General features: G+C 42.7%; 22 protein-coding genes. 14 read left to right on the forward strand and 8 right to left on the reverse strand.

Translation table 11 applies throughout. The annotated features are described in order from the left end of the window. Positions 1-211 precede the first annotated feature (211 nt). The 10 genes from ACQ4LT_RS10135 to ACQ4LT_RS10180 all read left to right on the forward strand — a co-directional run bounded on the left by ACQ4LT_RS10135 (position 212) and on the right by ACQ4LT_RS10180 (position 8,354). A complete protein-coding gene (locus tag ACQ4LT_RS10135; RefSeq protein WP_445665924.1) occupies positions 212-724 on the forward strand; it encodes a YceD family protein in 513 nt (170 codons plus the stop codon). A gap of 21 nt (positions 725-745) precedes the next feature. Further along, complete coding sequence (gene rpmF / locus ACQ4LT_RS10140) at positions 746-925, forward strand: 50S ribosomal protein L32 (protein ID WP_445665925.1); 180 nt, start codon at positions 746-748, stop codon at positions 923-925. 21 nt (positions 926-946) lie between these two features. Then, positions 947-1,930, forward strand: a complete 984-nt coding sequence (gene plsX / locus ACQ4LT_RS10145) for a phosphate acyltransferase PlsX (protein WP_445665926.1) — start codon at positions 947-949, stop codon at positions 1,928-1,930. A gap of 13 nt (positions 1,931-1,943) precedes the next feature. Further along, complete coding sequence (locus ACQ4LT_RS10150) at positions 1,944-2,939, forward strand: beta-ketoacyl-ACP synthase III (protein ID WP_445665927.1); 996 nt, start codon at positions 1,944-1,946, stop codon at positions 2,937-2,939. 2 nt (positions 2,940-2,941) lie between these two features. Beyond that, entirely contained in the window at positions 2,942-3,829 is an 888-nt protein-coding gene (gene fabD / locus ACQ4LT_RS10155) for an ACP S-malonyltransferase (RefSeq protein WP_445665928.1), read from the forward strand. Positions 3,830-3,841: 12 nt separating this feature from the next. Then, the gene (gene fabG / locus ACQ4LT_RS10160) at positions 3,842-4,591 is read left to right on the forward strand and encodes a 3-oxoacyl-[acyl-carrier-protein] reductase (protein ID WP_445665929.1); all 750 of its coding nucleotides are present in this window, start codon (positions 3,842-3,844) and stop codon (positions 4,589-4,591) included. A gap of 150 nt (positions 4,592-4,741) precedes the next feature. Beyond that, positions 4,742-4,981: an acyl carrier protein gene (locus ACQ4LT_RS10165; RefSeq protein ID WP_095607522.1), complete on the forward strand. Its 240-nt coding sequence runs from the start codon at positions 4,742-4,744 to the stop codon at positions 4,979-4,981. A 26-nt stretch (positions 4,982-5,007) separates the two neighbouring features. Next, complete coding sequence (fabF, locus tag ACQ4LT_RS10170; protein ID WP_445665930.1) at positions 5,008-6,252, forward strand: beta-ketoacyl-ACP synthase II; 1,245 nt, start codon at positions 5,008-5,010, stop codon at positions 6,250-6,252. 3 nt (positions 6,253-6,255) lie between these two features. Further along, on the forward strand, positions 6,256-7,002 hold the full coding sequence (gene rnc / locus ACQ4LT_RS10175) for a ribonuclease III (RefSeq protein ID WP_445665931.1): 747 nt from the start codon (positions 6,256-6,258) through the stop codon (positions 7,000-7,002). Between the two features lie 314 nt (positions 7,003-7,316). Then, positions 7,317-8,354, forward strand: coding sequence for a sigma-54 interaction domain-containing protein (locus tag ACQ4LT_RS10180; RefSeq protein WP_445665932.1), 1,038 nt, complete (start codon positions 7,317-7,319; stop codon positions 8,352-8,354). A 95-nt stretch (positions 8,355-8,449) separates the two neighbouring features. On the opposite strand, the gene ACQ4LT_RS10185 is transcribed toward ACQ4LT_RS10180, so the two are convergent. The 8 genes from ACQ4LT_RS10185 to ACQ4LT_RS10220 form a co-directional block, all read right to left on the reverse strand. Further along, positions 8,450-10,579 carry a fibronectin type III domain-containing protein gene (locus ACQ4LT_RS10185; RefSeq protein ID WP_445665933.1) on the reverse strand — a complete coding sequence of 710 codons (2,130 nt, stop codon included), beginning with the start codon at positions 10,577-10,579 and terminating at the stop codon, positions 8,450-8,452. Between the two features lie 667 nt (positions 10,580-11,246). Next, positions 11,247-12,491: a glycoside hydrolase 5 family protein gene (locus tag ACQ4LT_RS10190; protein ID WP_445665934.1), complete on the reverse strand. Its 1,245-nt coding sequence runs from the start codon at positions 12,489-12,491 to the stop codon at positions 11,247-11,249. A 120-nt stretch (positions 12,492-12,611) separates the two neighbouring features. Then, entirely contained in the window at positions 12,612-13,883 is a 1,272-nt protein-coding gene (locus tag ACQ4LT_RS10195) for a glycoside hydrolase family 18 protein (RefSeq protein WP_445665935.1), read from the reverse strand. A gap of 11 nt (positions 13,884-13,894) precedes the next feature. Then, the gene (locus ACQ4LT_RS10200; RefSeq protein ID WP_445665936.1) at positions 13,895-15,184 is read right to left on the reverse strand and encodes a glycoside hydrolase family 18 protein; all 1,290 of its coding nucleotides are present in this window, start codon (positions 15,182-15,184) and stop codon (positions 13,895-13,897) included. Positions 15,185-15,213: 29 nt separating this feature from the next. Further along, positions 15,214-17,145, reverse strand: a complete 1,932-nt coding sequence (locus ACQ4LT_RS10205) for a hypothetical protein (protein WP_445665937.1) — start codon at positions 17,143-17,145, stop codon at positions 15,214-15,216. 39 nt (positions 17,146-17,184) lie between these two features. Further along, a complete protein-coding gene (locus tag ACQ4LT_RS10210) occupies positions 17,185-18,009 on the reverse strand; it encodes a sigma 54-interacting transcriptional regulator (protein ID WP_445665938.1) in 825 nt (274 codons plus the stop codon). A gap of 5 nt (positions 18,010-18,014) precedes the next feature. Further along, positions 18,015-18,980, reverse strand: a complete 966-nt coding sequence (locus ACQ4LT_RS10215; protein WP_445665939.1) for a hypothetical protein — start codon at positions 18,978-18,980, stop codon at positions 18,015-18,017. Next, complete coding sequence (locus ACQ4LT_RS10220) at positions 18,980-19,678, reverse strand: polysaccharide biosynthesis/export family protein (RefSeq protein ID WP_445665940.1); 699 nt, start codon at positions 19,676-19,678, stop codon at positions 18,980-18,982. Before ACQ4LT_RS10220 ends, ACQ4LT_RS10215 begins: the two co-directional genes overlap by 1 nt. Positions 19,679-20,101: 423 nt before the next feature. Here ACQ4LT_RS10220 and ACQ4LT_RS10225 point away from each other — a divergent pair, with 423 nt between their 5' ends. From ACQ4LT_RS10225 to ACQ4LT_RS10240, 4 genes are all read left to right on the forward strand, one after another. Beyond that, positions 20,102-21,433 carry a GumC family protein gene (locus ACQ4LT_RS10225; RefSeq protein WP_445665941.1) on the forward strand — a complete coding sequence of 444 codons (1,332 nt, stop codon included), beginning with the start codon at positions 20,102-20,104 and terminating at the stop codon, positions 21,431-21,433. A 14-nt stretch (positions 21,434-21,447) separates the two neighbouring features. Beyond that, the gene (locus ACQ4LT_RS10230) at positions 21,448-22,167 is read left to right on the forward strand and encodes a tyrosine-protein kinase family protein (protein ID WP_445665942.1); all 720 of its coding nucleotides are present in this window, start codon (positions 21,448-21,450) and stop codon (positions 22,165-22,167) included. Positions 22,168-22,342: 175 nt separating this feature from the next. Beyond that, positions 22,343-23,911 carry an O-antigen ligase family protein gene (locus ACQ4LT_RS10235; protein ID WP_445665943.1) on the forward strand — a complete coding sequence of 523 codons (1,569 nt, stop codon included), beginning with the start codon at positions 22,343-22,345 and terminating at the stop codon, positions 23,909-23,911. Continuing rightward, the gene (locus ACQ4LT_RS10240; protein WP_445665944.1) at positions 23,908-25,398 is read left to right on the forward strand and encodes a flippase; all 1,491 of its coding nucleotides are present in this window, start codon (positions 23,908-23,910) and stop codon (positions 25,396-25,398) included. The genes ACQ4LT_RS10235 and ACQ4LT_RS10240 overlap by 4 nt, the downstream gene beginning before the upstream one ends. Positions 25,399-25,403 lie beyond the last annotated feature (5 nt).

Genomic DNA, 25,403 nt, shown 5'->3' on the forward strand with positions numbered 1-25,403 from the left:
GAATACCTTGAGCGTTTAAATAGGTTGTATGAAGATTGGATTCAGCGTTATCCCCATGAGAAGCTTATTATTGATACTGACGACTTGGACTTCGTAAATAACAAGGAAGATTTAGGTCGTATTATTGAGCTTGTTGAGCAGCGGTTATTTGGGTTGTTTAATTGATTGCAGATAAATCCAAATATTCATATTTTTGGGAACTATTACGGATATGTCAAAACTTGAATTTAACATAGTAGAAATACCCGACGGCGAAAGTCGGCGCACGGTAGAGTTAACCGAAGAGGATTTAGACCTATCGCCTTATACGTTTCAGGGCGGGACGGTGGATCTTCTTTTTTACCGTACGCTACATTTTATTCGGGTAAATTTTCATGTAGATTCGGATGTAGAAATTGTTTGCGATCGATCACTTGAATCGTACATCCAACCTATTGAATCAGACTATGAAGTAGTGTTCAAGGTTGATGTTCAGGAAGAAAAAGAAGATGAAAACGGTGCTGTTCGGAGATTTGATTTCTCCACCAACACACTGAGCATTGAAAATGAAGTCCGTGATACCATATTTTTGAACGTCCCGATAAAGAAACTACATCCAAAATTTCTTGACGAAGAAGGGCGACCAAAAGAGTTTGAAACGAAATCTTTCGGAGATATTAAAGAAGATACAGACACCGAGGTGGTAGATCCCCGGTGGGAAAAATTGAAAGAACTTAAGAACTAACAGAAATATTATTATAAGATAATGGCACATCCAAAACGGCAACATTCGAAATCACGAACCAACAAGCGTCGCTCACATAATAAAATAGGTGAGCCAACCCTGGCTGAATGCGATAATTGTGGTGCACTGCATCGCTATCATCATATCTGTAAAGAATGCGGCTACTATCGCGGCCGCCAAATTCTTAATGTAAATAAGTAATTTTATCCTAATCTCTTATTCATGATCATTGCTGTAGATGCCGCAGGGGGCGACTACTATCCAAAAAGTCCGGTAGAAGGATCAATACAAGCTATTAAAGACGATCCAAATATTACCGTTATACTTGTTGGCCCGGAAGATGTAATAAACGATGAGCTTGAAGGCCATGACTACGATCGAGAACGATTGTTAGTTCAACATGCACCCGAGATCATTGGGATGGATGAGTCACCTGCCCAAGCCGTAAAGACCAAGCAGAATTCTTCTATTGTTACGGGTGTTGGAATGCACAAAAAGGGGAAGTGTGATGCATTTCTTAGCGCCGGAAATACGGGAGCATTGCTTGCGGCCTCTACTTTTCTGTTAGGAAAGCTGGAGGGCGTAAGTCGTCCAACAATTGCGGCTATTTACCCGACAATTAAAGGTCCCCGATTGGTAATGGATGCCGGAGCAAACTTAGAAGTACGTCCATCGATGTTTGTTGAATTTGCAAAAATGGGCAGGGTATTTGTTAATGAGATCATGGATGTGGATGATCCTCAGGTCGGTTTGCTTAATGTAGGCGAAGAAGAAGAAAAAGGGACAGAAAATCTAAAAAACGCATATAAAGAACTTCAGTCGCTCCCTAATTTTATTGGAAATGTGGAGGGTGGTGATATATTTAATGGAAAGGCTGATGTCTTTTTATGTGACGGACTAATCGGAAATATTGTTCTTAAATTTGGGGAATCTATTCCCGACGCACTTGAATTATTTGTGAAAAAAGGAATCAAAGATTTAGGGCTTGGAGCTGAAGAAGCAAAGTTGGTTAGCAAGGTATTGAAAACATCACTTGCAGAGTTTAATCCCGATAAAGTTGGTGGTGTTCCATTCTTAGGCGTTGATGGATTAACCATGGTAGGGCATGGAAGTAGTTCTCCGTTAGCGATCAAAAATATGATATTGAGTGCCGCAAAGTGTGTGGACCACAATATCAACGAAAAAATTGTAGCATCTCTCAAATAAATAAACCCCATACATGGCGGAAGCAACACGAGCAGCTATAACAGCAGTAGGACATTATCTGCCTGAGAATCGGCTGACCAATGCCGATCTCGAAGAAATGGTAGAAACGAACGACGAATGGATACGAACCCGTACCGGTATTGAAGAACGGCGTATCCTCCAGGATGATGATAAGGCCACAGCCTTTATGGGAGCTGAGGCAGCCAAAGAGGCACTTGAACAGCGGGGTATTTCTGCCGAAGAGATTGATACTATTATTTTAGCAACCGTAACGCCCGATTATCTTTTTCCGGCCACAGCTTGTTTGGTGCAAAAAGAGATTGGAGCCAGTAATGCCTACGCTTTTGACTTGTCCGCTGCTTGCTCGGGCTTTTTGTATGCACTTACCACCGGAACTAATTTTATTGAATCAGGTCGGGCTGAAAAAGTTTTGGTAATTGGTGCCGATAAAATGAGTTCAATTATTGATTATACGGATCGATCTACCTGTATTTTGTTTGGTGACGGAGCAGGTGCGGTTTTACTCGAAGCTTCAGAAGATGAAACAGGAATTATTGATTATATACATCGGTCTGAAGGGGATACGAATTTATCGTTATACCAGCCGGCAGGGGGGAGTATGAACCCAGCCAGTGAGCAGACCGTTGCCGAACGACTACATTATGCCAAGCAAGATGGACGTACAGTCTTTAAAAAAGCGACTGTTGGAATGGCGGATGTTTCTAAAGAAATTATGGAAAAGAATGATCTTACAGCTGATGATGTAGCATGGCTGGTTCCTCATCAGGCGAACTTGCGTATTATTAATGCTACAGCCAATCGTATGGGGTTAGACAGCGACAAAGTGATGGTGAATATTGATAAATATGGAAATACAACAGCGGCTACCATACCGCTTTGTTTATATGATTGGAAAGATGAATTAGAACACGGTGATAATTTGATCCTGGCCTCTTTTGGCGGAGGCTATACATGGGGATCAATATATCTAAAATGGGGGTGGAAATAACGATGAGTACAGCGTATCTATTTCCCGGACAGGGATCACAATCTGTTGGAATGGGAAAATCTCATTATGATGAAAATGAAGAGTTTGTTTCTTATGTAAATCGGGCTAATGACATTCTTGGCTTTGATTTAAAGCAGATCATGTTTGAGGGTCCAGAGGAGAAGCTGAAACAAACGGAATTTACTCAGCCTGCTATTTTCCTACATTCCATAGCGTTGTATAATACCCTGGACGCCGATCCTGATATGGTAGCGGGACACAGTCTGGGGGAATTTACTGCACTTGTTGCCTGTGGAGCCATAGCATTTGAAGATGCTCTCCAAATTGTACGTCGTCGTGGTGAGCTCATGCAACAGGCCGGGGAAAATAATCCCGGTACAATGGCGGCTGTAATCGGTATGGATGATGAAGTTGTAGAACGTATTTGTGAACAGGCAACCGAAGAAGTCGGTAAAGAAGTAATAGCTGCAAATTATAATTGTCCCGGACAATTGGTAATTTCCGGGGATGAAGAAGCCATCGATAAGGCGGTAGAACTACTGAAAGAAGAAGGTTGCCGATTGGCGAAAAAGCTTCCTGTTAGTGGAGCTTTTCACTCTTCGTTGATGCAACCAGCTTATGATGGACTGAAAGAAAGTTTAGAAAAACTGGATATCTCTAAACCTGATTGTCCGATTTACAGCAACTATACAGCAGAGCCGACAACAGATCCCGAAGAAATTCGATTGAACGTTTTAAATCAGCTGCTAAATCCTGTACTCTGGACACAGACGCTCCAAAACATGCATGAGAACGGAGCTGGGTCGTTTGTTGAGGTAGGGCCTGGCAAGGTTCTGCAGGGGCTTGTAAAGCGAACGTTAGACGATGTTGAAATAAATGGTTATCAATAAAATTATTTTATAATGAGTTTATCACTTAAAGGAAAGACAGCATTAGTAACAGGAGGAAGTCGTGGAATCGGTCGATCTATTGCATTAACATTAGCAAATTATGGAGCTGATGTAGCGATTACTTTTGCCAGTTCGGTTGATGCGGCTAATGAAGTGAAAGAAGAAATTGAGGCCAAGGGTTGCAGGGCGAAAGCTATCCAGGCTGATGCTGTAAAGCTTGAAAAGGCAGAAGAAGTTATTGCAGAATTAACAGATGACTGGGAGAAACTGGATATTCTGGTAAATAATGCCGGTATTACTCGTGATAATCTAATCCTGCGAATGAGCGAAGAACAGTGGGATCAGGTAATAGATACGAATCTTAAAAGTATTTTTAATTACAGTAAAGCCGTTGCCAAGCCAATGATGCGAAATCGTGGCGGCTCTATTATAAATATTAGTTCTATTGTAGGGCTTTCCGGTAATGCAGGACAAAGTAATTATGCTGCTTCAAAAGCAGGAATTATTGGATTTACGAAATCCTATGCGAAAGAATTTGCTTCCAGAAATATTCGCGCAAATGTTGTGGCCCCCGGATATATTACTACCGAAATGACGGATGAGCTGGATGAAGATATTCTTGAAGCAATCAAAGAAGAAACCCCAATGGCACGTGCCGGTGATGCCGAGGAAGTTGCTAATACAGTATTATTTTTAGCTTCAGATTTCAGTTCTTACATTACCGGAGAAACGGTCCGAGTTGATGGTGGAATGGGGATGTAATCCCAAAGTTTTTGTTATTAAAAATGTGTAGTTGAATACACTTTTTAGATAAAGTGTATTTTATGAATTTATATTGTATTTTCAGCCCATGCTTAACGAAAGTGGGCAGTTTTCATTAAAGTTAACCCGAACATAAGTTAAATTACTGTTATGTCTCAAGACGTAGAATCAAAAGTAAAATCAATTATCGTTGATAAATTAGGTGTTGATGAATCAGAAGTTACGCATGAAGCGAACTTCACCAACGATTTAGGTGCTGATTCATTGGATACTGTTGAACTCATTATGGAGTTCGAAAAAGAATTTGACATCAGTATTCCTGATGAAGATGCAGAAAATATTGCTACAGTAGGAAATGCTGTTGAATATCTCCAGGAGAAAGTAAGTTAACATTCTCAAGCGCTAAACTTTTTAGCATGTCTAATCGCAGAGTTGTAATTACCGGAATCGGTGCCCTTACCCCTGTAGGTAAGACGGCACCTGATTTCTGGAATGGGTTAATATCGGGGAAGAGTGGAGCTCAGCCAATTGAGCATTTTGATACTTCTGACTTCCCGACCAAATTTGCCGCACAAATTGAAGACTACGATGAACAGGATTACTTCGAACGCAAAGAAGCGCGTCGTCTGGACAAATTTTGCCAGTATGCGCTGATTGCAGCTGAAGAAGCGATTCAGGATACGGGTCTTGATTTGGACAACATCAATAAAGATGAGGTGGCTGTAATTGTTGGAACGGGAATAGGAGGTATGAACACCTTTTATGACCAAGCTATTTCATTTCATGAACATGGACCTCGTGGCGTCTCTCCATTCTTTATCCCTAAATTAATACCCGATATGGTAGCGGGACAAATTTCTATTAAATATGGATTTAAAGGTCCCAATTTTTGTGCTGTATCAGCCTGTGCTACCGGTTCTCATAATATTGCTCTGGCTTACGACTCCATAAGAAAGGGGGAAAGTGAGATGGCTGTTTCCGGAGGATCAGAAGCCCCTGTATCACGTATTGGTGTAGCGGGTTTTAACTCGATGAAGGCTATGTCTACTCGTAATGATGACCCGAAATCTGCATCCCGTCCATTCGATAAGAATCGTGATGGTTTTGTGCTGGGCGAAGGATCGGGGATTCTATTTTTAGAGGAGTATGAGCATGCAAAAGAGCGCGGAGCTCAAATCTACGGAGAAATTGTAGGGTATGGCTTCTCTGCTGATGCTCACCATATTACCGCTCCTGATCCCGATGGAGAAGGGGTGATTTTAGCTCTTAACAGAGCACTTGACTCTGCAGGTATTTCGACTGAAGATGTAGATCACATCAATATGCATGGCACTTCAACGCCGCTTGGCGATATTGCCGAGACTAATTCCATAAAAAAGGTCTTTGGAGATCATGCCTATGAAATTAATCACAATTCCACAAAGTCGATGACAGGGCATGCACTTGGTGCCGCTGGAGCAATTGAAGCGTTGGCTACGTTGCTGTCGACTTATCACGGGATGATTCCGCCAACAATAAATTTCGAAACGCCCGATCCGGAATGTGATCTAAATTATACCTTCAATGAAGCAGAAGTGCGAGACGTAAAATATGCGTTGAATAATGCATTTGGATTTGGTGGCCATAATACTACGCTCGTATTTAAAAAGTACGAAGAATAGTTAATGTTTGACAAGCTCAGGTCATATTTTCAAACTGACGAAGAATTACCTACTGAGCAGGAAGAACGAATACAGAAGCTCGAAGGGATTATCGGCACTTCAATTGATAATCCTTTTATTTATATCCGTGCACTTCGCCATCGGTCTACATTAGCTGATGAAAACTTTTCATCCATTGATTCTTATGAACGTCTCGAATTTCTGGGCGATGCCGTTCTTGATCTAATTGTTACTGAAATTATCTTTGATCTTTTTCCCGATGAAAACGAGGGGTTTCTGACTAAATTACGCGCTAAACTTGTCAAGGGAAATACTTTGGCAATGTACGCTGAAAAGCTGGAGCTTAACAATCTCATGCTTTTGGGGAAAAGAGTACGTGGACAAGGTATTGAAGAATCCAAAAGTGTTTTATCAGATCTTTTTGAAGCACTTGTTGGTGCTTTGTACCTTGACTTGGGCTATGAACCTGCCTCAAAATTTGTGCGTAAGGTTATTGAGCAATACGTTGATTTTGACCAAATTGTAAATACGCTTGATAACTATAAAAGCTTGCTGCTGGAGTTTGCTCAAGCGCAGCAAATGGAAATTCCCACCTATACCGTTGTATCAGAAGAGGGGCCGGGACACGACAAGACTTTTGGAGTTGAAGTCTATGTTGATGAGAAACCTATGGCTCAGGGTAAAGGCAAAAGCAAAAAAGAAGCGGAGCAGCAGGCGGCTCGCAAAGCCTTGAAGGTGCTTAAACAATAACTGCATCCGAGTTTTTGCAACCTTTTTGGACAGCAAACCCCATATTCTATTACCAGAACTTAAATGAGCCCAAAAGAGATCAAACTCTGACACTTCTTTATAATTTTATTAGAGTAAAGGAATTGTTCGCAAAAAGATTAAAGAATTTTAACTGGGAATGGATGAAAATTATAATAGATTTTTGATTACCTGAATAAAAGGGGCTATTAAAAATAGTGATAGGAAATAAAATATTTAGGTTGGCTATTTTAGTTAAAATATAAAATGTGCATTAGGTTTGAACTAAATTATACTGTTTTAAAGAGGGGTACATTATGGAGATGAATTCGTCAGGTGATGATGGTATTAATAATAAGAAGGGAGTTAAGAAGCCCGTTTTTATTACGCAGAATACTATGATGAAGGAGTTACTGGCTAAGGTAATGCTGGTAGCTAAAACCAAAGCTACTCTTTTAATAACTGGGGAAAATGGAACCGGTAAGGAAGTTTTGGCTCAGTTGGTTCATTACCACAGTAATAGGAACCAAAATGAATTAGTAGCTATAAACTGTGGTGCTATTCCATCTGAGTTGGTTGAAAGTGAACTGTTTGGCCACGAGAAGGGAGCATTTACAGGAGCACATGTTAGAAAAGAGGGATGCTTTGAGTTGGCTCATAAAAGCACACTCTTTTTAGATGAAATCGGAGAGATGCCCAAGTCGGTCCAAGTAAAGTTGTTGCGCGCAGTTGAATTGGGATCATTTAGACGAGTTGGTGGCAAGCAAGAGATTGATGTTGATATTAGATTGATCTCAGCAACGAATAAAATTCTTTTTGACCAGGTACAATCTGGAAGTTTTCGGGAAGATCTTTTTTACCGATTGAATGTTATTGAATTATATGTACCCCCGCTCAGACATCGTAAAGAAGACATCCCGTTATTAGTGGAGTTTTATAAAAATCATTTTGTGGAAGCCTATGGTATCGAAGATATTGTGTTTTCCGAAGAAATTATGGAGATGTTTTTGTCATATGACTGGCCAGGAAATGTGCGTGAGCTAAAAAATATTGTAGAGCGTAGTGTGGTACTTTCTGATGGCGGGACAATTGTTCCTGATGTTATTCCATCGCGGATTCATCGAGGAGAAAATATATATCCAGTATCAAAAGGCAATCCTAATGACAAATTTATTCAAATTCCTGTTGGAATGAGTCTCGAAGAAATTGAACGCAGAGTTATTGATCAAACCCTTTATTCAGTAGATAATAATAAAACTGAGGCAGCCAAAATTTTGGGATTCACAAGAAAAACGTTGCACAATAAACTTGATAAATACGAGAAAAATAAATCATCAAATGATTGGAAAAGCTGATTCTAAAAGTTATTTCCTCTTAATAAATCAATAAGTAAAAAGGCCAGCTACATAATGTAACTGGCCTTTTTTATATGCTTTAAGTTATAATGAGGTCAATTGCTGCTATTGATAGTCTGAATGTGATCTCTAAAGCTATTATAGAGGACTTGATCCTGACGTCCGCCGGGCCAGCAGATATTTCCGCCATATTCGTAGCATTTGGTACCTGTCGGGGTAAATTGCCACAGCAGCGAACCATCCAGTTCGGTTTGTTCAGCATGGTTCCACAAGTCATTGTAAACCTGTTCCACGCGCTCATCGCCCCATCCCGGGAACCCGTATTCGCCCAGCAAGAACGGCTTGCCTTCAGCCTCTGCGATGGCGATGTGGTCGCTGATCCAGGCGTGTTGGGCGTCGAACAGATCCTGACTTACGGTGCCCCAGCCCCATTCGGAGGGATACCAGTGGGCGGTTCCATAATCGATTTCCGGGATCTGCGTATTGAGCACGTAGCTGGTGCCTTCATTGGCCCGTAATACGTAGGTGTTGGAGTAGCTATCCGTTGAATAGTCGGGATGCTGGAATGAACCACCATCCGTCCAGCTGCCGAGGCTGGAATCATCAAATCCTTCTTCTCCGGTGGAGACCATATGGTTGGAGTCGATGCTTTTAATATGCTGGGCGATATCTTGGTACCAATCACGCAGCTCGGCAGGATCACCGCCGGACAAGCGGCCTTCGTTGATGATCTCCCAGGAGAAGATCGCGGGTTCGTCTTTGTAGGCGACTCCGGTGACGGTGTTCACCCGATTCAGCAACATGCTGATATAATCTCTGAACCATTGCTGGGTATCGGGATCATTAATGAAATGTGACATCCCGCCGCCGGAGTTACCGTCCCACTCGTTGTATTGGGGCACGCCCCCCAACTGACCCCAGTAGTTAACCAACGTTACTACAAAGCGAACTCCGTGCTCCTTGCCTTTGGCAATCACTTCATCGAGGTGCTTCAGGTTTTCTTCATCGTACACGCCGGGCTCGGGCTGTAGCGTGATGTCATTACTGTACTGAGGCGGCCCGTCATAGAATCCCCACATGCGTATAAGATTGACCCCGGCATCCTGGAAGGCATCAAAGGAGGTGTTCACCACGTCCGGATTAATTTTTTCATAGTTTGGAAGGTGATAGGAGTTGGTTCCGACGACCTGCAGCGGTTGTCCGTCGACGACAAACTCTCCGTTTTCTACCGATACAATAGCATCGTTATTGGGATTTGTCGTTTGCTGTTTGGTTGTAAATTCACGAACACTTGACCAGTTTTCACTGTTATTGTCACCGTTGGCCTGAACTCTCCAGTAATAAGTTTGGCTGTATTCCAGATCGGAGATTTCGTATGAGAGATTGGCCGTGGTTTGATCTACAAGAGGAGAGGAAAAATTATTATCGGTAGCAACCTGCACCCGATATTCATTTATATCAGAAAGCTCTTCCCACTCAAGGGAAAGCGTCGTAGATTGATCGGTTGCACCATCGGAGGGAGCCACGAGCGTTACAGGAGGTACTTCCTGCGTTTGAGTCATCGTACTAAAGCTGAATACGGATGACCACTCAGTTTCTTGATCAGAAACAACGGGTTCTACTCTCCAGTAATAGGTTTGATCGAAATTTAGATTAGATGTTTGGTACGATGAATTTTCAACTTCCTGATCATTTAAAATAGAATCAAAATTCTCATCAGTTGCTACTTGTACATTATAAGCTGAGGCACTGGCAACCATCGTCCACTGTAGGCTTACGTCAACTTCTTGGTCAGTAGCGTTATCTTCTGGACTTTGAAGTTCGGCAGAAACCGGATTAGCATTTTGTGGTTCTTCTTCAGTAGAAAACTGCCAGGTTTGAGACCATGGTCCTTCTACTTCTTCAGCCATAGCACGAACTTGCCAGTAAATGGTTGTATCATATGGCAAACCACTAATATCAAAATCTGTGGTTTGAGAAAGACTGTCGATAATGATTGATGATAAAATCTCATCAGTTCCAATTTGAATACGGTAATTTTCTGCGCCTTCTATATCTTCCCATTCAAAGGAAAGAGATGTTGATTGCATTGTACTATCTTCAGGGGCTATAAGGTTAGGTTCTATTAAGTCGGGTCCACCTGTTATAGTGATGGACTCTTCGCATTGTACCAATGCTAAAAGCATAAAAATGCTCATAAAGAGATAGAGTAATCGGTTACTCATAATTAATATGACTTTTGGGGGGTTAGGGTCTTGTGTGGGTATTGGGGTATTTTTTCCCTATTAGGATGATATTATTTATTTGCAACTATAATATTTACAAGTATTTATAGTAATTGATATTAAGTATAGGTAGTACTGGTTATTACACCATGTTGTTCCTTGTTTATTCTTAAAAGACGAAGATATTAAGGGTACTTCTAACTGGCTGGAACGCATGCTTTTAAATGAAGTGGGAAATGAAAAGAGAAATTTAATAGAATAGAAGGTTATTTTTTTAAATAATATAGTCGCATTTATGTGCGAGGAATCCAGTAAATGGTTTGGCAGCTATGCTATTTTAGTTGAGCTTGAGGGAGGTTAACTGTCCATTTGCGACATCGGTTGGAGAAAAAAGTTTAATCTCATTTGTCGTTTCCTCAGTAAATCGGAGTCTGATACTGTATCTTTACAATTTTTAATTAGAAACAAAATGAAAAGATATGCTACAATATTAATCAGTAAATATTTTATCAGTTGGGAGGTGATTTGGGGTTATTTTGGTAAAAACCCGGGTAGTTTTGACTGCTTTTTTACTGATATATTAATTAGGAGAAATGCAAAAAAACAAGCCTGCCCCAATAAGGAGTAGACAGGCTTAAAAAGATAAAGAATGTAAGATCAGACTATTTCAGTTATCGGTCTTCATCGCATTGATATGATCGACGAATTCGTTATAGAGGACTTGATCCTGACGTCCGCCGGGCCAGCAGATATTTCCGCCATATTCGTAGCATTTGGTACCTGTCGGGGTAAATTGCCACAGCAGCGAACCATCCAGTTCGGTTTGTTCAGCATGGTTCCACAAGTCATTGTAAACCTGTTCCACGCGCTCATCGCCCCATCCCGGGAACCCGTATTCGCCCAGCAAGAACGGCTTGCCTTCAGCCTCTGCGATGGCGATGTGGTCGCTGATCCAGGCGTGTTGGGCGTCGAACAGATCCTGACTTACGGTGCCCCAGCCCCATTCGGAGGGATACCAGTGGGCGGTTCCATAATCGATTTCCGGGATCTGCGTATTGAGCACGTAGCTGGTGCCTTCATTGGCCCGTAATACGTAGGTGTTGGAGTAGCTATCCGTTGAATAGTCGGGATGCTGGAATGAACCACCATCCGTCCAGCTGCCGAGGCTGGAATCATCAAATCCTTCTTCTCCGGTGGAGACCATATGGTTGGAGTCGATGCTTTTAATATGCTGGGCGATATCTTGGTACCAATCACGCAGCTCGGCAGGATCACCGCCGGACAAGCGGCCTTCGTTGATGATCTCCCAGGAGAAGATCGCGGGTTCGTCTTTGTAGGCGACTCCGGTGACGGTGTTCACCCGATTCAGCAACATGCTGATATAATCTCTGAACCATTGCTGGGTATCGGGATCATTAATGAAATGTGACATCCCGCCGCCGGAGTTACCGTCCCACTCGTTGTATTGGGGCACGCCCCCCAACTGACCCCAGTTGTTGACCAGGGCGATCACAAAACGAATTCCGTGTTCTTTGCCCTGAGCTATAACCTGATCAAGCCGCTGCAGATCCTCCTCATTATATACTCCCGGCTCGGGCTGCAGGGTGATGTCGTTTTCATACTGAGGCGGCCCGTCATAGAATCCCCACATGCGTACCAAGTTGATGCCCGCTTCCTGGAAGGCATCAAAGGAGGTAGCAACCACGTCAGGATTAATCTTATGGTAGGTCGGGAGATGGTATGCATTAGTGCCTACCAGTTTTATAATTTGTTCGTCGACTACAAAATTTCCATCTCTCACGCTGACAAAAAGGTTTGGATCCGGAGAGGTATTATTGTCATTAGTATTCGCAGAAGAACTGCATTCACCCAACATTAAAATAAGGAGTGAGAAAGCCAGAAATTTAATCATAGGTCTATTAATTAAAATATTATTGCTGTTTAAGAGGAACTATAACAAAGGTTGAAGCAGATACTTGAGCAGTTGGATCTCTATTTGTTGATCTAAATCTCAAGAAGATTCCTTTTTTACTCATTGTTTAATTATTTGTTCTGAGATTCTGTACTTTTTCTTCATATCCAATACAGCAGTTTTAACGGCCTGAAGAAGAGGATCTTTTGTACCATCTTTTCGTTCATTTAAGAAGCCTCCCCCCAGCTCCCAAAGTATGACTCCTCCGAGGCCTTCATCCACTGCATACTTAATTTTTCGCTGTACAGACCGTTCATTGTCAAAAGATACGAATGCTTTTGGGTCCTTGGCATTTAGATAGGAGGTTTGTGCAATTGAATCCCAGGATGCCAGGTGGAGATCAAAGCGATCGTAAAGTTCAGAATAGGGAACTCCACCCGATCTTTCCATGATTGAAAGGTCCTGCGCCGGCCAGTTTTCCCATTTTCCTAAACGGTGTATACCATGCCAGATATATCCATAGAAATCAATCCCGATTCCTAGTTTTCTGCGCTCAATATTGGCATTTAGGGCGATATCGACTTTTTGCTTGATACTCGACATCTCACCACCCGTTCGATCGAAGGTAACGCCATCACTGAATAGGGCAGAGTTATGCCAGGCCTGCCAGCTTGACCATGCCTGGGCCATGTCGTAGGTCATAATATTGATCTGGTCGACATACTGTTGAATACTGGCATACAATTCTGAGACCTCAGGTCCTTTAAGCGCGGCTATAGTTATCATCGGTTGTTCTCCCCGTTGGGTCTGTATTTTTGAAAGTTCTCCCTGCAATTCGAGGACAAACTGTCGATAGTTATTATAATCACTCCGCCGGATCGGCTCCATGTCAAGGTCAACCCCATCAAAGCCATAAACAGTAATCCATTCCTTAATGGTTGCAATAAATTGTTCTCGGTTGCCATATTTGATGGCGGAACTAAAACCTTTATAATTTCCTGCCCCGCCAACGCTAAACAGAATTTTTGTATCATGCTGATGAGCCACCTCTGTAATTGAATAGATCCGATCGGTATTCATATTCCTTCGTTCTCTGGGATCAAGGCTGTGGCTGGGTTTCCCGTCAGTACCGATATTCAATGCAAAATAGATTAAGTGGGTTATAGCATCCCAGTCGATATCATCGGTGGTGAGGCTACCCCAGTTACTGTAGGGGGTACCCGCATTATGTTGCCATGTAGCCAGGTAAGCGGTGACCCACGGGTTGGGATTGGGGTCCGGCTGTTCCTGAGCGTGTATAGTTTCTGTGCACCCCCAGTTAGCAAAAAGTACCAAGATCAGGATAGCAGATATATAGTTGTGAAGGGGGCTCAGCATTGACTTATTATTCATATATAAAGGGATCATAGTCCATCTGTTCTGTTTTTAAAAGCTTCCTCTTTTATCGCTTTTAGTAGAGGATCTTTTTCGCCTTCAGGCTTATTTTGTAGAAAACCGATACCGAGCTCCCAGATCATCACTCCTCCGAGACGCTCATGCCTTGCATATTTTACTTTCTCTTTCACCGAACGTTCGTTTTCAAATGAGATAAACGCTTTTGGATTTTCAAGATTCAGATACGGTACCAGTGCATTATTATCCCACGCGGTTTCCGCAAGATTAATTTCTTCAATGTTTATTAGGTTGGCTATGTTGTCGAGACTATCCAGGAATGGATCGGTGTCTTTGTTAACAAGTTGTGAATATGTCAGCACCTCTAAGCGGTCCATATCCTGAGTGGGCCAGCCAGGCCATGTTTCAAGATAGTTCACCATCGTCCATAGATAGGTGGAGAAACTTATACCGACCCCAATTTTCTCCCTTTTGATACCTGCTGCAATTGCATTCTTCACCTTTTCATCAACGGAAGGAAATCGCAGGGATGGGTTGGCGTCAAAGGCTTCGTTTTTATTTTTTAATGCAGCCTTGTGCCATGCCTGCCAACCTCTCCACGGCTGTGCCATATCGTATGAGAGAATATTGATCTGGTCGAAATGATCTTGAAGGCTAGCATAAAGCGTATTCAGACTATCCGATTTTAGTGCAGACAGTGTAAGAAGTGGACGTTCATTGTTAGCGGTTTTAGTGGTATCAAAAGAACGGCTTAATTGCTGTACGAAGTTGCTGTAATTGGTATAATCACTTTCCACTATAGGGACCATATTCAGATTTATCCCGTCAAAATCATGCATAATGAGCAGATCTAGGATAGTGGTAATAAATCTGGTTCTATTAGAGTCTGTAATGGCTGAACTAAATCCATTGTAGTTGCCACCGCCCCCGATACTAAATAGAATATTGGTATCATGTGCATGTGCGGCTTCGGATATTGTTCGTAGCTGATCGTGATTAAAATTACTGTACTCTTCAGGTTCCAGGCTGCGGGTAGGGGTACCGTCGGGTCCGATGCTCAAAGCAAAAAATGTCAGGTGAGTGATAGCATCCCAGTCGATATCATCGGTTTTGATGATACCGGTGTTTGCGTATTGAGTTTCCGCATTATATTGCCAAGAGGCCAGATATCCATTTACCCAGAGGTTATTGTTGACCGGCCTACCAGACTGATTACTAAGCAGATCACAAGAAACTGTGATAATAGCAACCAGAATCAGTAGAAATGAGCCTTTAATAATAGAGTTGTATGTGGTAGACATTATTATCTTGAATTTGGTTGTAGTCATGATCAGATATAGGATATCATCGTTTCTTTATGAGTGTAACCGTTAGAGTGAATCACTTGATCATCAACACTTTTCAGCGTTATCTGAAGCTTTTCAATAGGTATGTTTTTTGCCCCTGCAATAGATTTAAGCCGGTTAAAATCCTCTGGTTTGATGTTATTGTCACAGATAAATATGCGATCAATCTTCTGCTGAAGCAGTATTTTAAGAAGCTTCCAGTGCCCTCCGAAAATGGGATACCCATACAGCATTTTTCCCTCGAGTTCTGGATCTTCATCCAAAAAGCCGATCATTTTGAAACGGTTATCTGGTGAGTTATTCATCTTGTGTAGAATCATGGTACCGTTTTCATTAGCCCCATAAATCAACACATGTTCTCCGATTCTCTTATCGCGGTGGAACCAATAACTTAATGCCTGATAGGCGATACGGAAGCCAAGTATGAATGTAAGTAGGAAGTAGAAGTCCAGCACTAGATACTGCAGTACAGTCAAAACTGAAATGTCATTGATTACGTATAGAGCAAATACAGCACCAAGTGTAGCATAAGTAACCGAGCCGGTAATACGAAGGGCATCCCCAATGCCGAGTTGCCTGATCGTCTCCCGGTATAGTCCAGAAATCCAGAAGATTAACACCTGAACTGACAATACGGCTATAACAGAGTTTTTGAGATTTATTGAGCCTGTTAATTCCGGATTAATACTTTTTATGAGTAGGTATGATAGAGTAAAAGAGAGTCCTACAAACCCCATATCGATCAGCCCGATGAAAGTGGTACGCTGAAGGATCCATCTTTCATAAAAAGGTATCATCAGACCGTTGTTGAATATCGCAATTTCGTGGTATTGTAGCTTTTTAATTCCCAGAAATAGTATTCCCAGAAGGAAAACCCCGATGAAGATCGATTTTTCGAAGGTATCTATCTGGGTAATAATGAAGGCACTCATCGCAAATAGGGCCGAGACAAAATAGAGTACAATAACAGTATCGCGGTGGGTAAACCCAAGCGTGATAAGCTGGTGATGAATATGTGAACGGTCTGGAACAAACATACTGCGAAGCTTGCTTTTAATCGAAACGGTGTCCAGAGGTTTGTTGTCTGGCAGATACGTGCCCAAAAATCTACGGAGCATCGAAATAATAGTGTCCATAATCGGGAGCCCCAATACCAGCAGCGGAAACAGCAGTGCAAACCCTGTTGATATTTTGGTGGTGCTTTGTATCGACAACAAAGCCAGAGAAAAACCGATGGTAAGACTGCCCGAATCGCCCAGGAAAATTCTGGCGGGATTGAAATTATACCTCAGAAAGCCTACCAGCGAGCCGGCCAGGATCATCGATAGCGTCGCCGACCATATTTCTCCGGAAATAGCTGAGACTGTGAATATGGATACAGCAGCGATGGTCGCCACCCCTGAAGCTAATCCATCCAGTCCGTCAATCAGGTTGAAAGCATTGGTTATGCCGACAATCCACAGTAGAGTAAGAGGAAAGTCGAGCATTTCAACGTTCAGTATTCCAGCCCCGATTGGATTCGTGATGATGGATATTTTGAAACCGGCAAAATAGAGAATACCGGCGATGATAAATTGAACACCAAACTTTGGCCCCGGTTTTAGTGTTCTCAAGTCGTCCCAGAATCCCAGCAAAAATACCCCAACCATACAACAGGAGATAATCGCAATCTGTGTTTTGTATTCAAGAATTCCAGCAAAGAGATGCGGGTACAGTAAATAAATGCCTAAAATTGAAATAACAGCACTAATAAAAACGGCCATTCCACCAATTCGTGGCGTTATCGTCTCGTGGACCTTTCGGTCGCCGGGCTGATCTACGGCCCCGATACGCTTGGCAAACTTGATAACCCATGGTGTTATTATCAGCGTCAGTATAACCGGTATCAGAAAAGATGAGATAAATTCAACAATCATAAATGTTGGTTCTTTAGAGAGTTACTTGGTAAGAGACTTTTAATTGGACTCATAGGGAGATCGCCAGTTGAGAGAAAATGGAAGATGGTGATCTTCAATGATTTGTCCCTGTGAAAGTATAGCACCGTGCACAATGGCATTTTTCAACTGCCTCAGATTACCTGGCCAATTGTAGTTATAGCAGCTGTAGAGCGCCTGGGGAGAAATTGAAACAGCGTTCCACTCCTCATATTTATCTTTCATGGTCTTCAGCAGATAATGGATAATAACCGGAATATCCTCCTTGCGTTCTCTCAATGGAGGGAGCAAAATTGTCATTGGATCGAGCAGACTCATAATTGAGCGCCACTCGTCGGTGTGCAGAATCTTTTGATAGGATTTCATATTTACAGAGATAATCATTCTCGGGCGACTGACCTCATCAAAACGGTAAAGCTGATTATTTCCGATAACGAAGGAATCGATGATATTAACCATGCTGGCCAGCGGGAGCTCAGAGAACTGGTCGAGGTATAGAATTCCCCTACAGGCCTTTTCTATGGCGTGGTACTTCAATATGATATGATCTTTCTCAAAATGGAGCTCTTCCCAGAAATTATTCTTATACTCCTCTTCTTCAACCGCAGGACAGTAAAATGAATAGAAAGGCCCCTCAGATCGGTTGCTATGCTTGTGGATGATTTCAGCTATTCTCTTTTTTCCGGAACCAATTTCACCAACGATGATAACGTGGGTATTAATCTGAGCAATCTTTATTATTTTTTGTAGAATGTCTTGCATCAACAGGCTCTTTGACCCTTTTTCCAGATCACATAAAAAGGAATTCTGAATGATTGAATCATTGATAAAAGGTGATTCTTCCATGTTTATTACTTTCGTGTTAAGTGAATAGTTATCCCCAATTGATGATAGCGTCCAATGAGTCGGGTGGACGGGGAGACTGAATAGTGAACCGAAGCAAATCTTTTTGATAATCCTATCCCGAAGGAAGGAGCGTAAATATCGCTTTCTGGTTTGAACTGGAGCCCACCTCGCAGTGATAGGTAAGGCAGGGCATAGATTTCCAGTCCCGTTTTGTACAAGATGCCATCCTCCCCGAATCGTTTTTCATTGGAAAATGAAACGGCAAAATAGGGTTGATCGGTATCTACCGGAAATTGTAAGGTTGCTCCAAGTTCCAGGCTTTCCCTGAGATTGTTGCTTCCCAAAACGGAGACTTCGTCCACAAATTGATACGTAATATTCCTGCCCAAACCGCGAAATACCAACCCGTAACTGATAGACTGAGATGGCGCATACAGTACTCCAAGCGTGGTATAATTGGTCCAGAATTGAGCAACTTCATTTTGGGCAAAGGTCACGTTGTTAAATACCCCCAAACTCAACAGGTTGTCGAATGAATAGGAGTAGGCGACATCAAATTGAAACATCGTCAAACTGGGTGGTTGTTCTCGGGTTGGTCCGAAGTAGTTTAGCTTGCTCCAGCCCTTGTGGTGAATACCCAGTTGTGCAGCTATTCGGTGGGAACGTAGTGCAACCACAGGAAAAGTGACTGTTTGCATCATCATGTTATTGCCCATGCTGTGGAACGAGTTAAGCTGAATCACATGAAAGTGACGCACAAGAGATAGATTCGCGGGATTGAGGTTAATCGAGGTTAGATCTGTCGGGTCGGCCAGTGTTGCTTCGCCGAGAGCAACTGACCGTGTATCTGTTTTATACACACGTGGAGTGTTGATAGTCTGCGCATGGACAGCTAATGGTGCAGCCAATGTAAATAGGAGCCAGATAGCCAGCAATAGAAATAGGTATATGGGATAGTTTTTAAATTTCATTAGTTCACGACTCTAAAAATTCCAAAAAGGAGAACGACATCACGGAAAAAATCAGACATCTCCCTCACAGCATTTTGTTTTTGTGGCACATAAATAATATCGCCTGGATATACCAAAGCAGCTTGTTCAGCCAGCTGGCCGTTGTCGAGGTACCGGGTTAAGTCTAGCGTGGCATAGTTACTTGTACTGCTTTTCCTGTATACCTTTACATTCCGGATGTTTGCCTCCTCGGTGGGTCCACCCGCCATGGATAGGACCCTGAATATCGAAGCCTCCTCAACGACTGGATAGTTGTCCGGACGTGATACCATCCCGAATACCGACACCATCATTTGTTGAGTACTGCGAATCGATAGGGTGAGATTGGTTTCCCCCTTGATATATTGACCCAGTCTGTCAGTAAGTTCCCGTTTCAGCTGTTCATGGGTCATTCCGCTTACATTAATCTCTCCCAACAGGGGCACGGCTATGGTTCCCATATTGGAAACTGCCGTAGTGGTATTAAAGTTGGGTTGCTCCCAAACAAGCAGTTCAACTTCGTCGCCCGGTCGTATTTTATAGAGAGGATCTTCTACCGAAGTAGTTATTTTCGATTCAGTTATCTGTTTACGGGTAGTCTCTTCTTGAAACTGTTTTGATGAGCTGCAGCCTGTAATCAGGATTGAAACGGTTAGTATACTAAGTAATTTAAAATTCATACATCTTTTCATTGGGGGCGTAAAGCTATGGTTTAATGGTATTGCTACTGTTGTTGAGATCAGCTACAACAAATATGCCAATCTATGTGAGTTGATTTGATAACGGCCTCCAGCTGATTAGAACGGCAGTTTATTTAACCAGGCTGTTGAGCAAACTATAGTCGGAATAGACCGGCCCGGGGAACTGTGTGTATAAATTGCACGAGGTGGTGAGGGGTAGTTGTGTAAATATGTTTCAAGGCGGATGGTGTCGAGCATCTGAAGTACCTGCAGGGAGGTGGTGAGAAAATAAATTGGGCGAATAGAGCGAGTAGAAGTGTTTTTAAAATTCCTTAATCCGTTTTGGCATAGCTATTGTATCAAGAGACATACCTGCTGGTATAGGTTTATCGCGTCAATCAGAAATCTAAAGTTGATACATTCGTGAATAGCACTAAAGAAATTGTCCAGGATATCAAGAGGGTAGTCAAAAGACGTAAGGTCTTGTTGATTATCACCCCGTTACTTTTCGTTGGCCTCAGTTACGCCTCTCTTCAGTTTATCGAACCAAAATATGAGTCTTCGACCTCAATATTAGTTCAAAAAGAGGAAACCCTGAATCCCCTGATGATATATCAGATGGCGATCAATATCGCCCAGGAAGACCGCATGAAATCGTTTAATGAAATTATATACAGCCGATCTACCATGGAGCTAATGATTGATAGCCTGGGTTTGGATTCCGGCATCCAGACAGAGGCCCAAAAACAGAATCTCATCAGAGGGCTGCGGCAGCATATTGTAACCACCTCGAGGGCTACGGATTCGTTTGAGATTACCTATCACGATACTGATCCGATAAGAGCAAGGGACGGCGTGCAGTTGCTTGCCGATCATTTTATCAGTACGCGGTTGCGGCTGGAAAACCGGAGAAACAATGAAACAGTCGAGTTCTTTCAGGAAAAGCTGGATGAGTTGGAACAGGTGGTGGACATGCAGCGCGAGCAGATCGTCAGTACTACAACTTCCCAGATGAAAGAAACCCCCATTGCATCGGCGGCCCTACAGGTACAGCTTCAGGAAATAGACACGCAGCTTGAAGTAATTGATTGGGAGATCATGCAAAAGGAAATCAACAGAGATCACGTAGCCGCTTTCCTGGATCAGAGCACTGAGTTTAATACCGGGCATCTATTCAGGCTGCCGCTTGATGAGATTCCCTTTGGAGCGGAGCTCTCCACCTTACTTGGAGAATATGACGAGCTGCGGCAACAGTTTACCGATAGTTATCCCCGCCTTAGGGCTCTCAAAGCACAGATCACAGAGGTGGCAAACAGAATTATGCCAGTAATGGAGTCTAACTTAAACATCGCTACACTTAAGCGTGAAGATCTGGTAAAGCAGCGCCAGAATGTGCTCACCAACATGGAAAAAGCATTTATAGCAACGCAGCAAAACAACAGCAATCAATCCGACTTCAGTATCTACCAAGAGCTCTACAATGAGATGAAAGTAAAACTCGAACAGGCTCGTATGACGAGAGATATTGGGACAAAAGCTACCGAACAGTTTCTTGTACTTGATGCACCCTATATACCTGAAGAACCCAGCTCACCTAACAAAAAGCTGGTACTGATTGCGGGTTTAATTCTTGGGATTATCATAAGTGGATTATTAACAGCTCTTGCTGAAATACTTGATTTGTCTATTCGCAGTGAAGAGGATATTGAAATACAAAAACCGATCATCGCATATCTCGGTGAAGGAACAATCTAAGTGAAAATAAAACTATGTCAGACAAATATTTCGAGGCGGAAGTGGAAGATATTATCAGCTCCAACTATCTGCGACAGGTAAGTAAATATGATTCACTGCCGATGGTTATCGGGGATCATAAGCTGGAACATATCGATACCTCTATTGTATCCAAGAAGTTTTACAACAACTTTAACTTTAGCAAGTTGGCGCTTAGAAATAGGGATGAGCGCATAGCTATTGGGGTTACCAGCCCAAATAATAAAGAAGGCAAGACACTGGCGGCTACCAATATGGCGGTGTCTCTGACGCGCGCATACCATCAGCTTACCGTGTTGGTAGATTTAAATATTAACAATCCACAGTTACACAACATATTTGGTGCCCAGGAACAACCGGGACTAGCCGAAGCGATGAAAGACGGAGTATTGCATGTAACTCCCACTGGTATTGAGGATCTGTTTTTGCTGCCGGCAGGGGATCTGTCTGGATATCATCCCGGCATTGAAGACACTATTGCACTGCGGAGCATAATAAGTACGCTAAAGCAGGAGTTCGATTTTATCATTTTTGATATGGGTTCTGTGTTCCCGGTTGAGGATTTCCCTATACATTTTATTAACGAAATTGATGGGCTGCTTGCCGTGATTGATGCCAAAAAGACCAAGCGAGATCAACTAAAAAAGATCTATAAGCATATCGATGAGCGTAGGGTCATCGGGTACATCTTCAATCGATTTAACCACAAAAGCTAACTCTTGTATGACAATACTTGCGGGTATAATCTTCTTCCATCTGCTGGTAATTTTGAGGAACAAAATGAGTGACGAGGAATCGGTCAATACGGTATCCACGCTTTTCCTCTCAATACTGTTGGTAGCCTTCGTCGTGTACATGATGTTCAATATGGAAGAGCCAGTGGGTTAAAAAATGAATACAGCTAATTTCAACATGTTTCCGAACCTTTACCAGCGTTTGGTACTTAGTCCACTGGGGCTTAATTATGATAATGCACTGGTGCTGTGGCTATTGCTTATCAGTGGCATTACCGTTAGTCTGGGACTGTGGTACTTCGAGGGACAGTACGCGGTGGTTTTGTCCATCTTTTATCTGCTGATCGTATTGGCGATAAGCATCCTCAAACCCGACTACAGTTTGTATTTGCTCCTGTTTCTGGTACTTATTTTCGACCAGTTCGGGATTCCCGGCTTCAATCCGCTTACTTACCAGATCGATTTTTTCAGAAACCTGAAAGAGATCTCTTACATTCCATTTTTCAATTCAGGGGTTGTAAATCCTATTGAGATCCATCTGTTATTTCTGTTTGCTGCACTGATCATTTTTCTGGCGGCCAAAAAAGATTTTACGCTTCGAGGAATCCCTATCAGTCTGCCGTTTCTTGCTTTTGTCGCGTTATTCTTTTTCTCAGTTGCATACGGTCTGAAAAATGGTGGGGATTTTTTGGTTGCATTGTGGGAAATAAGGGCTCTATGCTATCTGTTCGTTGTCTATTTTCTGACGTCACAATTTATCCGCACGAGGGAACAACTCAACATCCTGATATGGGTATTCATTTTAGGTATCTCCTTCAAAGCATTTCAGGCGATAGGACGATTTATTGGAATGGGATTTACCACGGGCGGACTGGCTACCCTCACCAACCATGAGGATCCTGTTTTTATGGTAACCCTCTTTATTCTACTGCTGGGTTTCATGGCATTTAAAGTGAAAAACAAGCAGTATTTATGGCTTCTGTTGTTGCTTATACCTCTCTTGCTGGGATTTTATATAGGATTACGCCGGGCGGCATATGCCAGTTTTATTGTCTCCTTCACCACATTTATGGTGCTCCTACCAACCCCGGTAATGCTAAGATTTTTGAAATACGTCATTCCCTGCTTGGTCGGTATTTTTATTTATGGTACCGCCATGTGGAACAGCAACAGCACGTTGGCACGGCCGGTACAGATGATCAAATCAGGTATAGAGAAACCGGACAAGGAAACCAACTACGAAGATTACTATTCCAACCTGTACCGTGAATATGAAAACTATAACCTGGCGCAGACGGTAGTTCACAATCCGGTGATGGGAATCGGCTTTGGGCAAAAATATGAACAACCCAAGCCGTTGGTGAATATCCGATTTCCGTTACGCGACTACATTCCCCACAACGAGATTTACTGGGTTTTGGTAAAGATGGGAGCCGTTGGATTCCTGGGATTCTGGTTTTTCTTCAACTCCTTTGTGGCCAAAGGCACCAAGCTGTTGAAGAGGGTAAAGGACCCGTACTTAAAAGCGGTGATCGTTTTTATTGTGATTGCCGTCATTAATCAGATGGTAGTCTCTTATTTCGACCTGCAGCTAACCTACTATAGGAATATGATCTATCTGGGCTGCCAAATGGGGTTGCTCACCACCATTGAGAGACTGCACAAAACATCAGCAGCGGAAACAAAACAAGATAATGACCAGAATAATAGCGAAGAGACAGAATGAGTAGTGAAATTGGCAAAAAATTAGCACGTAATTTTACGGTTATGTTCGGGGCTCAGAGCATAACCTGGATCTCGAGTTTTGTGCTATTAATGTTCCTGCCCCGCTACCTGGGAAGCGCAGACTATGGTCGCTTGTACCTGGCACTGTCGATAAAGATGATGCTTGGGCTGCTGATAGACTTTGGGGGCAACTATCTGATACCTAAAGAGGTGGCCCGTTCCAAAGAGGTGGGGGCACGGATATTTAGCAGCTACATCCTGTTGCGAATTGTACTTTGGGTTTTTTCGCTGGGTGTTATTCTTCTGATTACCCAGCTGCTGGGTTATTCGGAGCAGGTCAATATTCTTATCTGGGTACTTGCGATTAGCATGCTGTGGGAAGGGGGAACAAAAGCGCTAAAATCCTACTTTCAGGGCGTTGAACGAATGGAATACCCTGCAATTGGGACCATAGTCGAGCGGACATTTGTCGCTATCTTTGCCATTATTGCGCTTCTGATGGGAGTTGATTCTATTGGGATTGCAGTAATCATGACATTTGGTGCATTAGTCCATCTGTTGGTGCTGTTTAGTTATTCGAAGAAATTTATCACTCTTAAATATAAGATGGACACAAAGGTGTTCAGCCTGATGCGGTCCGGGATGCCGTATTTCCTGTTTTCTCTTTTTTCGGTCATCTACTACCGTGTGGATGCTGTGATGCTTTCATCGATGACGACAGAGGCGGTGACAGGGTGGTATGGTGGCGCCTATCGTTTTTTCGATATGGTAATGATGCTGCCCCTGTTGTATAAGACTGCCGTCTTCCCTGTTTTTTCAAAACTTTGGGATGATAAAGAGGGGCGTCTTGAAACTACCATCAGTAAAAGTATTAAATTTATCATTATTCTGGGTATACCGGTAAGTATTCTTATCTATATCTATGCCCAAGATATCGTTCAATTTTTTATGGGACTGGAAGAGTTTGGCCCATCGGTGATTATTCTTCAGATTTTTTCCATCAGCATTACTTTTATATATGTAGACCTGATTATCGGCAGTGCTATTCTGGGTGCGGCCAACCGCCAGAAAGAATGGGCAGTAGTTGGGTTCCTGGCAATATTTCTTAATGTCGGCGCCAACTATTTGATGATACCCTATGCCCAAGCGGCATTTGCAAATGGTGGTATAGGGGCAGCTATCGCAACCTTTATTACAGAACTTTTCATGCTGGGATCAGCACTGTATTTGCTGCCCAAAGGGTACCTAAGCAAGTTCAAGTTAGCCTATGTAGTTAAACCGGCGCTTTCCGGTGGGCTGATGGTAGCTTTTTTATGGTTCGTCAACGGTACGGGACTCTACTGGATGCTTACTGCCCTTTCGGGAGGAGCCGTTTATCTGGCTGCTCTTTTTGCCTTTAAACTGTTTGATGAGCAGGAACTTAAGTTGATCAAAAGCTTTAGTTCACTCAGCGGCATAAAAATGATATTAACCAACAAAAAAGCCTAACGCTA

The sequence above is a fragment of the Fodinibius sp. AD559 genome (genome assembly GCF_052712805.1).

Coding starts and splice junctions, on each gene's coding strand:
- plsX (WP_445665926.1), top strand. CDS start 947: ATGATCATTGCTGTAGATGCCGCAGGGGGCGACTACTATCCAAAAAGT.
- ACQ4LT_RS10200 (WP_445665936.1), bottom strand. CDS start 15,184: ATGTCTACCACATACAACTCTATTATTAAAGGCTCATTTCTACTGATT.
- ACQ4LT_RS10205 (WP_445665937.1), bottom strand. CDS start 17,145: ATGATTGTTGAATTTATCTCATCTTTTCTGATACCGGTTATACTGACG.
- ACQ4LT_RS10190 (WP_445665934.1), bottom strand. CDS start 12,491: ATGATTAAATTTCTGGCTTTCTCACTCCTTATTTTAATGTTGGGTGAA.
- ACQ4LT_RS10135 (WP_445665924.1), top strand. CDS start 212: ATGTCAAAACTTGAATTTAACATAGTAGAAATACCCGACGGCGAAAGT.
- rnc (WP_445665931.1), top strand. CDS start 6,256: ATGTTTGACAAGCTCAGGTCATATTTTCAAACTGACGAAGAATTACCT.
- fabD (WP_445665928.1), top strand. CDS start 2,942: ATGAGTACAGCGTATCTATTTCCCGGACAGGGATCACAATCTGTTGGA.
- ACQ4LT_RS10195 (WP_445665935.1), bottom strand. CDS start 13,883: ATGAATAATAAGTCAATGCTGAGCCCCCTTCACAACTATATATCTGCT.
- ACQ4LT_RS10180 (WP_445665932.1), top strand. CDS start 7,317: ATGGAGATGAATTCGTCAGGTGATGATGGTATTAATAATAAGAAGGGA.
- ACQ4LT_RS10230 (WP_445665942.1), top strand. CDS start 21,448: ATGTCAGACAAATATTTCGAGGCGGAAGTGGAAGATATTATCAGCTCC.
- ACQ4LT_RS10215 (WP_445665939.1), bottom strand. CDS start 18,980: ATGAAATTTAAAAACTATCCCATATACCTATTTCTATTGCTGGCTATC.
- ACQ4LT_RS10185 (WP_445665933.1), bottom strand. CDS start 10,579: ATGAGTAACCGATTACTCTATCTCTTTATGAGCATTTTTATGCTTTTA.
- rpmF (WP_445665925.1), top strand. CDS start 746: ATGGCACATCCAAAACGGCAACATTCGAAATCACGAACCAACAAGCGT.
- fabF (WP_445665930.1), top strand. CDS start 5,008: ATGTCTAATCGCAGAGTTGTAATTACCGGAATCGGTGCCCTTACCCCT.
- ACQ4LT_RS10165 (WP_095607522.1), top strand. CDS start 4,742: ATGTCTCAAGACGTAGAATCAAAAGTAAAATCAATTATCGTTGATAAA.
- ACQ4LT_RS10210 (WP_445665938.1), bottom strand. CDS start 18,009: ATGGAAGAATCACCTTTTATCAATGATTCAATCATTCAGAATTCCTTT.
- fabG (WP_445665929.1), top strand. CDS start 3,842: ATGAGTTTATCACTTAAAGGAAAGACAGCATTAGTAACAGGAGGAAGT.
- ACQ4LT_RS10235 (WP_445665943.1), top strand. CDS start 22,343: ATGAATACAGCTAATTTCAACATGTTTCCGAACCTTTACCAGCGTTTG.
- ACQ4LT_RS10240 (WP_445665944.1), top strand. CDS start 23,908: ATGAGTAGTGAAATTGGCAAAAAATTAGCACGTAATTTTACGGTTATG.
- ACQ4LT_RS10150 (WP_445665927.1), top strand. CDS start 1,944: ATGGCGGAAGCAACACGAGCAGCTATAACAGCAGTAGGACATTATCTG.
- ACQ4LT_RS10220 (WP_445665940.1), bottom strand. CDS start 19,678: ATGAATTTTAAATTACTTAGTATACTAACCGTTTCAATCCTGATTACA.